This window comes from Aeromonas sp. QDB30 (genome assembly GCF_027707645.1).
GTDB lineage: Bacteria > Pseudomonadota > Gammaproteobacteria > Enterobacterales > Aeromonadaceae > Aeromonas > Aeromonas caviae.
The window spans coordinates 31,096-45,633 of record NZ_JAPCIY010000021.1; the positions used below are offsets into that span (position 1 = coordinate 31,096).

The 14,538-nt window shown below is 61.4% G+C and carries 14 protein-coding genes and 4 tRNA genes; 10 read left to right on the top strand and 8 right to left on the bottom strand.

Annotated elements, in window-relative coordinates:
• Positions 1-33: 33 nt before the first annotated feature.
• The 8 genes from trpS (at position 34) to PG896_RS08855 (ending at position 7,702) form a co-directional block, all read left to right on the top strand.
• A complete protein-coding gene (gene trpS / locus PG896_RS08820) occupies positions 34-1,038 on the top strand; it encodes a tryptophan--tRNA ligase (RefSeq protein WP_010673830.1) in 1,005 nt (334 codons plus the stop codon).
• A 119-nt stretch (positions 1,039-1,157) separates the two neighbouring features.
• Positions 1,158-1,373, top strand: a complete 216-nt coding sequence (locus PG896_RS08825; protein ID WP_010673831.1) for a hypothetical protein — start codon at positions 1,158-1,160, stop codon at positions 1,371-1,373.
• A gap of 321 nt (positions 1,374-1,694) precedes the next feature.
• Complete coding sequence (locus PG896_RS08830; RefSeq protein WP_041215622.1) at positions 1,695-2,276, top strand: aminodeoxychorismate synthase component II; 582 nt, start codon at positions 1,695-1,697, stop codon at positions 2,274-2,276.
• Between the two features lie 278 nt (positions 2,277-2,554).
• The gene (locus tag PG896_RS08835) at positions 2,555-3,772 is read left to right on the top strand and encodes an aspartate aminotransferase family protein (RefSeq protein ID WP_039039586.1); all 1,218 of its coding nucleotides are present in this window, start codon (positions 2,555-2,557) and stop codon (positions 3,770-3,772) included.
• 75 nt (positions 3,773-3,847) lie between these two features.
• Positions 3,848-4,867, top strand: coding sequence for an arginine N-succinyltransferase (gene astA / locus PG896_RS08840; protein WP_039039587.1), 1,020 nt, complete (start codon positions 3,848-3,850; stop codon positions 4,865-4,867).
• Between the two features lie 67 nt (positions 4,868-4,934).
• Positions 4,935-6,404: a succinylglutamate-semialdehyde dehydrogenase gene (gene astD / locus PG896_RS08845; protein WP_103243572.1), complete on the top strand. Its 1,470-nt coding sequence runs from the start codon at positions 4,935-4,937 to the stop codon at positions 6,402-6,404.
• Between the two features lie 69 nt (positions 6,405-6,473).
• Positions 6,474-7,271 (top strand): DUF1338 domain-containing protein, encoded by a 798-nt coding sequence (locus tag PG896_RS08850; RefSeq protein WP_103243571.1) that lies wholly within the window; start codon positions 6,474-6,476, stop codon positions 7,269-7,271.
• Between the two features lie 179 nt (positions 7,272-7,450).
• Positions 7,451-7,702 (top strand): hypothetical protein, encoded by a 252-nt coding sequence (locus tag PG896_RS08855; RefSeq protein ID WP_048207156.1) that lies wholly within the window; start codon positions 7,451-7,453, stop codon positions 7,700-7,702.
• A gap of 39 nt (positions 7,703-7,741) precedes the next feature.
• On the opposite strand, the gene PG896_RS08860 is transcribed toward PG896_RS08855, so the two are convergent.
• Positions 7,742-8,368 carry an HAD family hydrolase gene (locus PG896_RS08860; protein ID WP_103243570.1) on the bottom strand — a complete coding sequence of 209 codons (627 nt, stop codon included), beginning with the start codon at positions 8,366-8,368 and terminating at the stop codon, positions 7,742-7,744.
• Between the two features lie 164 nt (positions 8,369-8,532).
• On the opposite strand from PG896_RS08860, the gene PG896_RS08865 reads away from it, so the two are divergent.
• Positions 8,533-9,897: an MDR family MFS transporter gene (locus tag PG896_RS08865; RefSeq protein WP_103243569.1), complete on the top strand. Its 1,365-nt coding sequence runs from the start codon at positions 8,533-8,535 to the stop codon at positions 9,895-9,897.
• A 104-nt stretch (positions 9,898-10,001) separates the two neighbouring features.
• On the opposite strand, the gene PG896_RS08870 is transcribed toward PG896_RS08865, so the two are convergent.
• The 3 genes from PG896_RS08870 to yqfB form a co-directional block, all read right to left on the bottom strand.
• Positions 10,002-10,388: a DUF1622 domain-containing protein gene (locus tag PG896_RS08870; protein WP_010673839.1), complete on the bottom strand. Its 387-nt coding sequence runs from the start codon at positions 10,386-10,388 to the stop codon at positions 10,002-10,004.
• A gap of 61 nt (positions 10,389-10,449) precedes the next feature.
• The gene (locus tag PG896_RS08875) at positions 10,450-11,370 is read right to left on the bottom strand and encodes an alpha/beta hydrolase (RefSeq protein WP_010673840.1); all 921 of its coding nucleotides are present in this window, start codon (positions 11,368-11,370) and stop codon (positions 10,450-10,452) included.
• Positions 11,371-11,457: 87 nt separating this feature from the next.
• Positions 11,458-11,790 (bottom strand): N(4)-acetylcytidine aminohydrolase, encoded by a 333-nt coding sequence (gene yqfB, locus PG896_RS08880; protein WP_010673841.1) that lies wholly within the window; start codon positions 11,788-11,790, stop codon positions 11,458-11,460.
• 270 nt (positions 11,791-12,060) lie between these two features.
• Here yqfB and PG896_RS08885 point away from each other — a divergent pair, with 270 nt between their 5' ends.
• A complete protein-coding gene (locus PG896_RS08885; RefSeq protein WP_029314126.1) occupies positions 12,061-13,893 on the top strand; it encodes an SLC13 family permease in 1,833 nt (610 codons plus the stop codon).
• 242 nt (positions 13,894-14,135) lie between these two features.
• Here the strand turns inward: PG896_RS08885 and PG896_RS08890 are convergent.
• The 4 genes from PG896_RS08890 to PG896_RS08905 form a co-directional block, all read right to left on the bottom strand.
• A tRNA-Leu gene (locus PG896_RS08890) sits at positions 14,136-14,219 on the bottom strand.
• Between the two features lie 8 nt (positions 14,220-14,227).
• A tRNA-Met gene (locus tag PG896_RS08895) sits at positions 14,228-14,304 on the bottom strand.
• 36 nt (positions 14,305-14,340) lie between these two features.
• Positions 14,341-14,415, bottom strand: a tRNA-Gln gene (locus tag PG896_RS08900).
• Between the two features lie 46 nt (positions 14,416-14,461).
• A tRNA-Met gene (locus PG896_RS08905) sits at positions 14,462-14,538 on the bottom strand.

Consider the following 14,538-nt stretch of genomic DNA (forward strand, 5'->3'; position numbering starts at 1 on the left):
CCGGGCTGGCGGATAACAAGGATTACTACTCTGATGACTAAACCAATCGTATTGAGCGGTGCCCAACCCTCGGGCCAGCTGACCATCGGCAACTACATGGGAGCCCTGCGTCAGTGGGTCAGCATGCAGGATGACTTCGACTGCCTCTATTGCATCGTCGATCTGCACGCCATCACCACCCGCCAGGATCCGGCCGCCTTGCGCAAGGCGTGCCTCGACGCAGCCGCCCTTTATCTGGCGGTGGGCATCGACCCGGCCAAGAGCACCGTCTTCATCCAGTCCCACGTGCCCCAGCACGCCGAGCTCGGCTGGATCCTGAACTGCTACACCCAGATGGGCGAGCTGTCGCGTATGACCCAGTTCAAGGACAAGTCCGCCCGTTTCGAGAACAACGTCAACGTCGGTCTGTTCGGTTATCCGGTGCTGATGGCAGCCGACATTCTGCTTTATCAGGCCAATCAGGTGCCGGTTGGCAATGACCAGAAGCAGCATCTGGAGCTGACCCGCGACATCTGCACCCGCTTCAACAACCTCTATGGCGAAGTCTTCACCCTGCCGGAACCTTTCATTCCGACCGAAGGGGCCCGGGTGATGAGCCTGCAGGACCCGACCAAGAAGATGTCCAAGTCCGACGACAACGAGGCCAACTTCATCGGCTTGCTGGAAGATCCCAAGCAGATCGTCAAGAAGATCAAGCGGGCGATGACCGACTCCGACGAACCGGCCGTGGTGCGTTTCGATCCCGAAAACAAGCCGGGGGTTTCCAATCTGCTGACCCTGATGTCCGGTGTGACCGGCCGCTCCATCCCGGAGTTGGAGCAGCACTTCGAAGGCAAGATGTACGGCCACCTCAAGAGTGAAACGGCCGATGCCGTGGTCGCCTTGCTGGAACCCATCCAGGCGCGCTTCCGCGAGCTGCGTCAGGATGAGGCCCATCTGCAGGCCATTTTGGCGGCTGGCGCACAAAAGGCGCGTGAAAGGGCTGAAAAAACCCTGATCAGCGTATATGATGTCGTCGGCTTCGTTCCTCGAGCCTGACATACTGGGAAGGTGTAGTAGAAGAGAGCTGGGTGGATGCCTGGCTTTCTTTGTTTTACACCTTCCGGTTTGTCGCAACCTCCCCAATGTCAAACACGGGCTTTGCCCCAAGAGAAAGCATGTCTGTCGAATCACAAACCCTGAGTGAAGAGTTGGGTGACAAGGGTCACTGGCTGCGCAAGTTTCGCAAGGCCAAGAGCCTCAATACCTTGCAGTTGATGGTCTCCAACGCCATCGACAAGCACCACAAGACCCCGGCCATCGCGGCTGCCATCTATCTGGCCGAGTGCCAGCGGGAACGGGAACTGGAACAGGGCCGTTATCTGGACCGCTGAGGTCCGTTGTCAGCCCTTGCCAAGGTGACTCCTTCCCATCTGCCTGTCACGACCTGTGCCCTTTTCCCGGTCGCCTCCCGTCTCTTTTACCTTGCCATCCTGACATGGAGCGGCTGATGCTGCCCGATCGGGGACAGGCCCACCGCCGGGTGGGGTCGACAGGCCCGGATCGCCATTGAAGAGCGGACAGACTGCACAGCAGGTGAGGTGATCGCCGGTTTATTAACGCAATGAGACATGCCAGAATGCGCGGCGTTTGTCTGCCCGCGCTCGTAACGGGCTGTCCGATCACCGTCTCTGTCTTATTCCCAGGGTGTTTGCATGCTGCTACTCATCGACAACTACGACTCTTTTACCTGGAACCTGGTGCAATACTTCGGCGCTCTGGGGCAAGAGGTGGTGGTCAGGCGCAACGATGAGCTGAGCCTGGAGGAGATAGCCCGGCTTGCCCCCCGCCATCTGGTGATCTCTCCCGGCCCCTGCACGCCAAACGAGGCGGGCATCTCTTTGGCCGCCATCTCCCGTTTTGCCGGCGAGATCCCCATCCTCGGCGTCTGTCTCGGCCATCAGTCCCTGGCACAGGCCTTTGGTGCCCGGGTGGTGCGTGCCCGTCAGGTGATGCACGGCAAGACTTCTCTCATCCGTCACAAAGGGGAGGGGGTATTCAAGGGGCTCAACAACCCGCTGCGGGTGACCCGCTATCATTCTCTGGTGGTGGAGGCGGCGTCGCTGCCCGACTGTTTTGAGGTCACCGCCTGGAGCGAACATGCCGACGGCAGCCAGGACGAGATCATGGGGCTGCGGCATAAAACACTGGCGCTGGAGGGAGTGCAGTTCCATCCGGAAAGCATCTTGAGCGAACAGGGGCACCAGTTGCTGGCCAACTTTTTGGCCGTTTCCTGAAAAAATTGCGATGTCTGTCTCAAAACCGTCATGAGGCAAAAAAAAATTTCCCTGAGACTTTATTCACCCTCCTCCCTGTCCAAATTATCTCTTGCCAACACCCCCTGAGCCGTTATGCAATGCGGTTGCCTAAAATCTCAAAGGCAATCGAACATTGTTCCTTATAGGCGGTTAAGTTACAGACTTTTTACTTTTTTTCTGTGATAATTCCGCCACGTTTACACGAATTTAACTTTTGGGCGGTGGATTATTCTGCCGCGAGATAGCAGGAGAGCAATATGTCAGAGTTGTTGGCAGTGACACGTGAAGTGTTTGATGAAGTGATGGTTCCCAACTATGCGCCGGCCAAAATCATCCCGGTGCGCGGCGAGGGGTCACGTGTCTGGGATCAGGAAGGCCGCGAGTATGTGGATTTCGCGGGCGGGATCGCGGTCAATGGCCTGGGCCATTGCCATCCCAAACTGGTCGAGGCCCTGAAATCCCAGGGTGAGAAGCTGTGGCACCTCTCCAACGTGATGACCAACGAGCCGGCCCTGCGCCTGGCCAAGAAACTGGTCGCCGCCACCTTCGCCGAGAAGGTCTATTTCTGCAACTCCGGTGCCGAAGCGAACGAAGCGGCCCTCAAGCTGGCCCGCCGCTACGCCATCGAGAAGTTCGGGGCCCACAAGACCCAGATCATCGCCTTCCACCAGGGCTTCCACGGCCGTACCTTCTTTACCGTCAGCGTGGGTGGCCAGGCTGCCTACTCCGATGGGTTCGGTCCCAAGCCTGCCGACATCACCCACGTCGCCTACAACAACCTGGAGGAGCTGGCTGCCGTCATCTCCGACAACACCTGCGCCGTGGTGATGGAGCCGCTGCAGGGCGAGGGTGGCATCATCAGCCCCACCGACGAGTTTGCCAAGGGGGTGCGCGAGTTGTGCGACAAGCACAACGCCCTGCTGGTTTATGACGAGGTGCAATCCGGTGTCGGTCGTACCGGCGAGCTGTTTGCCTATATGGGTCTGGGCATCACCCCGGACATCCTCACCAGCGCCAAGGCGCTGGGCGGTGGCTTCCCCATCGGGGCCATGCTGACCACCACCGAGATCGCCTCCCACCTGAAAGTGGGCACTCACGGCTCCACCTACGGCGGCAACCCGCTGGCGTGTGCCGTGGCCGAGGCGGTGATCGACGTGGTCAACACCCCGGCAGTGCTGAGCGGCATCAAGCAGCGCGAGCAGCTGTTCCGCGAAGGGCTGGAAGCCATCAACGCCAAGTACCACTGCTTCAGCGAAGTGCGCGGCAAGGGCCTGCTGCTGGGCGCCGTGCTCAACGATGACTTCAAGGGCCGCTCCCGAGACTTCCTGCTCGCCTCCATCGATCAAGGCCTGATGGCGCTGGTTGCCGGTACCAACGTGGTGCGTTTTGCCCCCTCCCTGGTGATCCCGGAAGCGGACATCAAGGAAGGGCTGGCACGGTTCGAGAAAGCGGTCGCTCAGGTGGTCAACGCCTGATCCAAATTGAGGTGGGGAGCCCTCCCGGCAGGAGCCGGGACCCCACCTGTCGTCAATGAAAGGGAGTTGTCATTTATGTTGGTTATCCGTCCTATCGAGCAGCGCGACTTCGCCGGCCTCAAGACCTGTGCCATCGAATCCGGCACCGGCATGACATCCTTGCCGGTCAACGACGAGCTGCTGCAACGCAAGATCGATGCCTCGACCCAGACCTTCCTGGACAAGCCCGCCGGCAAGGGCGAGTGCCTCTATTTCTTCGTGGCCGAGGATCTGGAGACCGGGGAGATGGTCGGTACCTGCGCCATCGACGCGGCGGTCGGCCTGTCCCAGGCGTTCTACAACTATCACATCGGCAAGGTGGTGCACTCCTCTCCCAAGCTCGGCATCTACAATGTCGTGGAAACCCTCACCCTCTCCAACGACTACACCGGCAATTCCGAGCTCTGCACCCTGTTTCTGCGTGAATGCGCCCGCGAGGGGCTCAACGGCCGTCTGCTCTCCAAGCACCGTTTCCTGTTCATGGCCGAACACCCCGAGCTGTTTGACAGTACCGTCTTTGCCGAGATGCGTGGTGTCTCCGATGGCAACGGCCACAGCCCCTTCTACGAGTGGCTGCAAAAACATTTCTTCTCGATGGATTTTCCCACCGTCGACTATCTGACTGGCATCGGCAAGAAGCGCTTCATCGCCGAGCTGATGCCCAAGTACCCCATCTACGTCAATCTGCTGAGCAACGAGGCGCGCGCCGTCATCGGCAAGACCCACGAAAAGACCCGGCCTGCCCTCAAGATGCTGCAGGATGAGGGGTTCGTGAATCGCGGTTATGTCGACATCTTCGACGCCGGCCCCACCGTCGAATGCGAGGTGAAGAACATTCGCAGCGTGCGCCGCAGCCAGAAGCTGGCGGTGCTGGTGGGTGAGCCCATCGGCGGCCATACCTACCTCATCTGCAACACCAGGTTCGAGCAATACCGCGCCTGCTACGGCAACATCCGGGTCGATCTGGACAAGCACGAAGCCATCATTCCGCCCAAGATGGCGGCCGCCCTCAAGGTGGAAAATGGCGACATGGTGCGCGTCGTCGATCTGGATTGACCCGCCCCGCACCACAGCATTGAGACAGGCTGCCGAGGCGGCCTGCGTACCCACAGGGAGTGAATTGATGATGTCTTTAGTCCAGTTTATCGATGGCCAGTGGCTGGCCGGTGAAGGCAAGCCGTTCGAATCCATCGACCCGGCCAAAAACGAGGTGATCTGGCGGGGTGAGGCGGCAAGCCAGTCCCAGGTGGATGCGGCCGTCAAGGCGGCCCGCACGGCCTTCTACCATTGGTCCGATCTGGCCCTTGAAGAGCGCCTTGCCATCGTGCGCCGCTATGCCGACCTGCTCGGCGAGCACAAGGAGGCGCTGGCCCTGACCATCGCCCGTGAAACCGGCAAGCCCCTGTGGGAGACCCGCACCGAAGTGGCGGCCATGCAGGGCAAGATTGCCATCTCCATCCGCGCCCATGACGAGCGTACCGGCACGGTGGAAAATCCCATGCCGGGCGCCAAGGCGTTCGTGCGCCACAAGCCCCATGGCGTCGTGGCCGTGTTCGGCCCCTACAACTTCCCGGGCCACCTGCCCAACGGCCACATTGTGCCAGCGCTCATCGCCGGCAATGCGGTCGTGTTCAAGCCTTCCGAGCTGACTCCCATGGTGGCTGAAGCCATGGTCAAGGTGTGGCAGGAGGCGGGGCTGCCCAAGGGGGTGCTCAACCTGGTGCAGGGGGAGGTCGACACCGGCAAGGCGCTGGCCGGCAACCCGGACATCGACGGCCTCTTCTTCACCGGCTCCTCCCGTACCGGCCACTTCCTGCATCAGCAGTTTGCCGGCCAGCCGGGCAAGATCCTGGCACTGGAGATGGGTGGCAACAACCCGCTGATCGTGAAAGATGTGAGCGACATCGACGGCGCCGTCCATGCCATCGTGCAGTCCGCCTTCATTACCTCCGGCCAGCGCTGCACCTGCTCGCGCCGTCTGTTTGTCGAGCGCGGCGAACGGGGCGATGCCCTGGTCAAGCGCCTGGTGGAGGTGGTCGGCCAGATCAAGGTCGGCCTCTATGACGCCGCCGAGCAGCCGTTCATGGGCGCCATGATCAGCGAGAAGGCCGCACTCGGCATGGTCGAGGCGCAAGCCAACCTGCAGCGCCTCGGTGGCGAAAGCCTGCTTGCCCTCAAGCACCTGGAAGCGGGCACCGGCTTTGTCTCCCCGGGCATCATAGACGTGACCGCGGTCAGCGCGCTGCCGGATGAAGAGTACTTCGGCCCGCTGCTGCAGCTCATTCGCTACGACGACTTCGATGCGGCCATCGAGAAGGCGAACGCCACCAGTTTCGGTCTCTCGGCCGGCCTGCTCGGTGACAACGAAGCGGACTGGAACCACTTCTTCAAGCGCATCCGTGCCGGTATCGTCAACTGGAACAAGCCCATTACCGGTGCTTCCAGTGCCGCCCCCTTCGGCGGCATCGGTGCCTCCGGCAATCACAGAGCGAGCGCCTACTACGCCGCCGACTACTGTGCTTACCCGGTCGCCTCCGTCGAAGACAGCAAGGCTGCTATGCCGGATCAGCTGTCTCCCGGTCTGACCTTCTGATAACAAGAAAATAAAAGAGGGGCACTGAACAGGTGCCCCTGTCTGTACCCGCAATCAAAGGAAAGAGAGATGCAAAAGGATATCGACACCCTGTTTGGCCATCTGTGGGACAACTACATTCAGGTCACCCCCAGTGCTCACAAGGTTCATCAACTGCTGGGCGGCGGTGCCCCCATCATCAACGATCACGTGGCGTTTCGGACCTACAACCTGCCCAAGCTCGGTCTCGAGAAACTGGCGGCCCATTTCCGTACCCTGGGGTACGAAGAGAAGGGCGAGTATGTGTTCAAGGCCAAGAAGCTCTATGCCAAACACTTCGAGCATAAAGATCCTGATGCGCCCAAGGTGTTCATCAGCGAGCTGAAGGTGGAAGAGCTCTCCGAAGGTGCCCAGGCCATCATCCACAAGCTGGTGGATCAGGTACCCGATCACCTCACCGACCCCCCGGCTTTCCTCTACGCCGGCGCGCCCTGGCAGGTCTCCCACACCGACTACCAGACCCTGCTGGCAGAGAGCGAGTATGCCGCCTGGATGGCCGCCTGGGGTTATCGTGCCAACCACTTCACCGTCAACATCAACCGCCTGAAGGACTTCGACACCATCCAGCAGGTGAATGCGGCGCTCAAGGCGGCAGGCTTCGTGCTCAACACCGTTGGCGGCGAGGTGAAGGGCGATCCCGAGGTGATGCTGGAGCAATCCTCCACCATGGCAGACAAGGCCGAGGTGCCCTTCAGCGACGGCGTGCGCACCATCCCGAGCTGCTTTTACGAGTTTGCCCTGCGCTACCCGCAGGCCGATGGCGTGCTCTACCCTGGCTTCGTCGAAGCGTCGGCCGACAAGATCTTCGAATCCACCAACGCCATGTAATGGCCGCCATGAAAACAACGCCCCGTCTGGGGCGTTTTTTATAGATTTACGCCGACCTGACACCTCTTTACCTCCCCTTAACCCATCAGTTCGCGGCGATTCGCTAGCATGATACCGCCCGCTGCCGTGGGCCATCGCCGCACCGTGCCGGTGTATGCCACCCGTTTTGGAGTCATGCCATGAAGATTGTTCTGCCTTTGCTGTTTTCCCTCACTACTCTGACCGCCGCAGCGGGCGATCAGGGCAGCCGTACCCCACCCAAGCCTCCGCGCGAGCTGTCGGCCGAGATGAAAGCGGCGTTTGAGAGTTGCAAGGAGCATGGCAAACCGGGGGAGTCGGAATTTGACAACTGCATGTCAGATCTGGGATTTGAGCGGCCGGACGGCCCGGCACCGGCAGGTGGGAAGCAGGGGGAGAATGAGGCCGAGTAAACTGGTGCGGGCCAGTCGGTTAGGATGGGCCCGCACCGCTCACACCCGTTGCAGTGCCCCTTCGGTGGCCAGCAAGGTGGTCATGCCGGCGGCCTTGCCCGCCTGAATGCCTATCCGGGTGTCTTCAAACACCAGGCAGTTGGCCGGGTTGGCGCCGAGCTGCTCGGCCACTTTCAGGAAGGTGTCCGGGTGGGGCTTGTGATTGACCACATCATCGGCACTCACCAGCACGGAGATGAAGGCATCGAGCCCGGTCTGACGCAGGATGTGCGCCGCATGTTCCCGGGTTGAGCCGGTACCTATGCCCATGGGCACCTTGTCGTGGTACTGCCTGACCAGCTCCCACATGGCGGGAAACACCCGGACGTCGTCGATCCGTGCCAGGTAGAGGGCCACCTTGCGCCGGGCAAAGGCTTCCACGTCGATGGTCATCCCGTGCTGCTCTGCCAGCATGGTCACTATCTTGCGGGTGGGGATGCCGCCGTACTCGTTGAGCTGTGCCCGATCAAACGGCAGGCCGAACTCGGCACTGGTGATTTCCCAGGCATCCAGGTGCAGAGGCATGGAGTCCACCAGGGTGCCATCCATGTCGAAGATCAGGGCGTCGTACTCGTCGAATCGGGGCTGTTCACTCTGGTGATGATCGCAGGGGGATGACTGGGGCATGGGGGGCGTCCTCTTCGGCAAAGACTCACCCTAGCAGATCCGGCTCGCAGATGTCGCGACCTTCATCATGGTTGGCAGTGGTTTTGACCATCGGCTAATGATTTATGAGACAATAATGTGCCTTGTACCCCCTGTGCCGATATCTCACATGAGCGAGCCTGCCTATGTCCCCCAAAACCGTCTTCTCGAGCGTGGCCCTGGTGATCGCCCTGGGCTCACTGGAAAAGAGCATCGTCACCACGCCCTTGCCCATCATAGGGGTTGAGCTGAACGCCGGTGCCGCCCTCACCTGGGTCGTGACCGCCTATCTGCTGGCGGCCACTGCGGCCCTGCCCATCTATGGCAAGTTGAGCGACATGTTCGGCCGGGTACGCATGCTCAACATCGGTATCGGCCTGTTTCTGGCGGGATCCGTGGCCTGCGCCCTGGCCCAGGATCTGCCAACCCTGCTGGCCGCCCGCGTGCTGCAAGGGTTGGGGGGCGGGGGGCTGATCGCACTCGCCTTTACCGTGATCGCCGACTGTATTCCGCCACGGGAGGTGGGCAAGTATCAGGGGTATATCTCGGCGGTCTATGCGGTCTCCAGCATCGCAGGCCCGCTGCTCGGTGGCTATTTTACCGAGCAGCTCAGCTGGCGCTGGATCTTCTGGATCAATCTGCCGCTCGGCGCTATCGCCCTCTGGCTGGTGAACCGCAATCTGGGTCACCTCAATGTGCGCCGCTACAGCCGCTTCGACTGGAAGGGAGCGGCACTGCTCATTACGGTCACCACCCTCACCCTGTTGCTGCTCTCGCCGGAGGCGGCCTTGCCCGCCGTCTGGCTCGCGGCTGCGCTGGGGGCGGCCTTGTTGCTGCTGATCCTGGTGGAGCGGCGGGCCCACGACCCCATACTGCCGGCCCACCTGGTGCGCCTGCCGGGTTATCTGGTGAGCGTGCTGCTGGCGCTGGCCTCGCAGCTGCTGATGTTTGCCGTGCTGGTCTACCTGCCGTTGCAGATGCAGTGGCAAAAGGGGATGAGTGCCAGTGACAGTGGCGGGATCATGGTGATCTTCATGGTCTGCATCACGGCAGGGGCCTTCGTCGGCGGCAAGCTCATCGGTCGCACCGGTCACTACAAGCGTTTCGTGGTGGCAGGTTTTGCCCTGGCAGCGCTGGCCCTGTGGCAGATCCACTTCGACGTCTGGGCCAGAGTGGGACTGGGGTTTGCCGGATTGGGGCTGGGTCTGGTGCTGCCGGCGCTGTCGGTGGTGGTGCAAAATGCCCTGCCGCGGGAAGATCGCGGTATCGGCATGTCCCTGTTCAACTTCTGCCGGGAGCTGGGTGGGGCGGTCGGTGTCGCCATCTGCGCCGTGTTGTTCCATGCCGCCCTGCCAGCAGGCAGCAGCCCCAATCTGGTCAGCCTGAGCCCGGCCGAACTGGCACCCGGTTTCAGCGCCACCTATATCGGCATGGCGCTGATCGCCACCGCCGCCCTGCTGGTCACCTTGCTGGCATTGAAGCGCCACGAGCTGGCCAGCAAGCACGTCTGATAGTTGCTATCGGATACAAAGAGGGCTCCCCGCGGGGAGCCCTCTTCATGGGATCAGGCTGGTGCCTTTCCTTCCGTGTCGGGGCCTTGTGCCACTCAGCCCGCTCATCGGGCGTCGGGGCGGGAAGGTGACCTGACAGGCTCGGGTTGCTGGCGCTCGGCCTGGGCATCGAGTTCCTTGCCGAGGAAGTAGTTCAGGAAGGTGCGGATGACCGCGATGATGGCGAGGCGCACCAGCTCCTCCTTGCTCGGTGCCACTGTGGTGGCCAGGATGTCGGCGGCGAGCTGGAACTCCAGCGCCAGGATGAGCCAGCTGCCGAAGCAGAGGCGGATGCGGGGAAAGCCGGGCTCGTGATCCCGCACTCTGGCCGCCAGCCAGAGGGTCTTGCCAAGGCCGATGACCACGCATGCGATGGAGATGATCTCCAGCAGCAGCTGGAACAGCTCCACCCCGTGCATCATGCCCTCTTTCAGGCTCGCTATCTCGAACACTCGGGTTACCTCCCTGATTCAAAAGAGACACTTTTAACACGGCTTGGGGGCCGGTTCCAACTCAGAGTCTTCTGAGCATCATGGCTATCTGGTCGATGAGCTGACGAGCGGCAGGGCTGATGGCCGCCAGTTGGAAGTAGCCATGAATGACGCCATGCTGCCGCTGGCAAGTGGCATCGACGCCAGCCTGCACCAGCTTGCCATACAGGGCTTCCCCTTCGTCGCGCAGCGGATCATATTCCGCCGTGACGATATGGGTCGGCGGTAATCCTGACAGGGCGGGATGGTGGAGCGGGCTGGCTTCGGGATGGCTGGGGGGCAGGCTGCCCAGGTAGGCGTGAAAACCGCTTTCGAGCATGTCCCGGGTGATGAGGTAGTCGTCACCGAGATCGCGGTAGCTTTGGCTCTCGCAGAGGGCATCCAGCATGGGATAGAGAAGCAGCAGGGCCTTGGGCAAGGGGGCGCTGGCAGCCTTGAGCCGCAAGGTGGTGACCAGGGCGAGATGACCCCCTGCGCTGTCGCCGGCAATGGCGAGACGTGCCGGATCCCCATGCCATTTCTCCACCTCGGCCATGATGGCCCGTGTGGCGGCCAGCGCATCGTCGTGAGCCGCAGGATAGGTGTGTTCCGGGGCGAGGCGGGTGTGTACGGCGAAGATCAGGGTGCTGGCCCGGTTGCACAGCATCCGCATCTGGCGATCGTGGGTCTCGAAATCCCCGCTGACAAAACAGCCGCCGTGAAAATAGATCAGCACCGGATACGCGGGGTCCGGTTTGTCTGCGGGCCGATAGCAGCGGATGGCGTGGTGATCGGCCTGCCACTCTTCGATGGCGCCCACCTCTTCCCGCTCACCGCCCAACAGGGCAGAGGCTAGGTAGCCGTCACGGCGCGCCTGCCAGCTCAGCTGGCTCGCCTTGGGACGACCTGCGGCGATGAAGTCTGCCACCATGGCTGCGATGGCCGGTTCGAGTTGTTTTTCCATAAGACACCAATGACTGTATATAAAAACAGTCATTGTGCGCTTTTGGCCCGTGAGCGCAACCGGCGTTAGCTGAGGCAGCTCACAAAATCAGGCTTCAATCAGCACGAATTCAATCACATAGAGGGGCGGCAGTGCGGGGTAGATATCGCGGATCACATCTTTAAGCTCGGGGAGGGTCATGTTCTCCTGACGGGCGTGCTCGTCGCTCAGCGCCTCGAAGGCGACCGCCTTGACCGAGATGACCTCAATGGTGCCAAAAGGCTGGTGTTCCGGGTTGGTGAACAGGGCCAGGCGCTGGCCGGGCTGCCAGTTTGCCTCGCTCTCGTCGCGGATGGTGATGGTCTTTCGGCCAGCCTGGATGTCGGCGACAAAGCGGCTGAAGAAGGTGAATGCCGGGTAGGCCGGGGTGTGCTGGGCCATGTCGTCTCCGAAGGGCAAGGGGTGAGAGGGCGGCTCAGGCCGCGGCGGGCCCATTTTAGGAGGGGCGGGGGGAGCGTGCAGCACTTTTTACCCCGACATGTGAAGGGCGACCGACTGCGTTCACGGACCGGTAAAATGGCCGCAACTGAACCTGGATGTGAGATGATGCGGCCTCCTCTTTCTTGATATGTAACAAATCAAGGGGACGGGCTCTGTGGTCTGATGGCGTCCGGGGCCGGCCGTGGTTGACGTTGAACAAAAGGAGCAAGTGTGAATTCCGAGTTGATCTGGGTGCTCAGCATGCTGGTGGGTGCCATTCTCCTGTTTATTACCAACAAGGTACGCATGGACGTGGTCGCCTTGTTGATCATCATCCTGTTCGTGTTGAGCGGCACCCTGACCCTGCCGCAGGCGCTGGCAGGATTCAGCGATCCCAACGTCATTCTGATTGCCGCCCTGTTCGTGGTGGGGGAGGGGCTGGTGCGTACCGGCATCGCCTATCAGGTGGGAGATGCCCTGGTGAAGGTGGCCGGCAGCAGCGAAACCCGCATGCTGGTGCTGCTGATGGTGGCGGTGGCGACCCTGGGGGCCGTGATGAGTTCGACCGGGGTGGTGGCCATCTTCATCCCCGTGGTGCTGAGCGTGGCGAACCGGATGGGGATCCCGGCGGGCAGACTGATGATGCCGCTCGGCTTTGCCGGCCTTATCAGCGGCATGATAACGCTGGTGGCAACCCCTCCCAACATGGTGGTGAACAGTGAACTGATGCGCCACGACATCCAGGGGTTCGGCTTCTTCGGCTTCACTCCCATGGGTGTCATCATTCTGGGGATGGGGATCCTCTACATGCTGCTGATGCGCAACCGTCTGGTGCGTGAAGGGGAAGAGGGCAAGGGCAAGCAGATGGGACGCAGCACCATGCGAGATCTCATCCGTGACTACCGGCTGGCCGGGCGAGCACGCCGACTGGCGATCCGGCCCGACTCCCCCCTGATCGGCCAGACCCTGGACGAGCTGCAATTGCGTGCCCGCTTCGGGGCCAACGTCATCGGGATGGAGCGCTGGCGCAAGTTCAGGCGGGTGATGGTCAGTGTCACCGGGGTGACCGAGTTTCAGGCCAAGGATGTGCTGCTCATCGACATGTCGGATCCCGAGGTGGATGTGCGGGAGTTTTGCAGCGAGGCGCGGCTCGAGCCCATGATATTGCGCGGGGAGTATTTCTCCGATCAGGCGCGGGAGGTGGGCATGGCGGAGGTCTCCCTCATCCCCGGCTCCCGGCTGCTCGGCAAGAGCATCCGCGAGGTGACCTTCCGTTCCCGTTACGGTCTGAGTGTGGTGGGGATCCGCCGGGATGGAGAGGCGCTGACCGGCAAGCTGGTGGACGAGGCGCTGCAGATGGGGGATACCCTGCTGGTGGTGGGGAACTGGAGCCTCATTCGTCAGTTGCAGACCCATCATCGCGATTTTCTGCTGCTGGGCCTGCCTGCGGAAGTGGACGAGATGGCGCCGGCCCGCAGCCAGGCCATCCACGCCCTGATTGCCCTCGGGGTCATGATAGTGCTGATGGTGACGGATCCCGTGCCCAACGTCATCGCGGCGCTCATCGCCTGCCTGCTGATGGGCAAGTTCCGCTGCATCGATCTGGAGAGTGCCTACAAGTCCATCCACTGGCCGACCTTGATCCTCATCGTGGGCATGTTGCCCTTTGCCCTTGCATTGCAGCAGACCGGCGGGGTGGATCTCATCGTCGGCGCGCTCATCTCGGCAGTGGGGGAGATGGGCCCCAGGGTGATGCTGGCCAGCCTCTTCGCGCTCTGTGCCGTCATCGGGCTCTTCATCTCCAACACGGCGACGGCGGTGCTGATGGCGCCCATCGCGCTGGGGACGGCCCATCAGATGGGGGTCTCGCCTTATCCCTTTGCCATGACCATCGCCATCGCCGCCTCGGCAGCCTTCATGACGCCGGTCTCGTCGCCGGTCAACACCCTGGTGCTGGGCCCGGGCAACTACAAGTTCATGGATTTCGTGCGCATCGGCGTGCCCTTCACCTTGCTGGTGATGGTGGTCAGCGTCATCGCCATCCCCTGGTTCTTCCCGTTCTGACGACAGCAAACGATATGGCGGCCTGCGGGCCGCCTTTTTATTGCCCGCAGCGCTCTGCGAGATGAAAAGGGCGGCATCACGCCGGAGCAGGGCATAGCGCCGTTAGAGGAGAGCACAAGGCTCAGCCGTTGAGACATGAGGTGGCGTTGCAGGCGTGCGATGGCGTGGAGAGGGGAAGAAGAGCGGCAAACGCCGGATACAAAAAAACCAGCCTGAGCTGGTCTGTTTGGTACTGCTTTCGATGGTGCGGAAGGAGAGACTCGAACTCTCACGCCTAGGGCGCCAGAACCTAAATCTGGTGCGTCTACCAATTTCGCCACTTCCGCAAGAATAATGGTGGCTATGACGGGATTCGAACCTGTGACCCCCGCATTATGAGTGCGATGCTCTAACCAACTGAGCTACATAGCCGTCTTGTGCACGACTTGCGTCGAATACAAGCAAAAATGGCTGGGGCACTAGGATTCGAACCTAGGTATGGCGAGATCAAAACCCGCTGCCTTACCGCTTGGCGATGCCCCAACAGTGTTCTTTGCAATCGGATGATTGAAGGAACGTTTTTCAAACATGGTGGCTATGACGGGATTCGAACCTGTGACCCCCGCATTATGAGTGCGATGCTCTAACCAACTGAGCTACATAGCC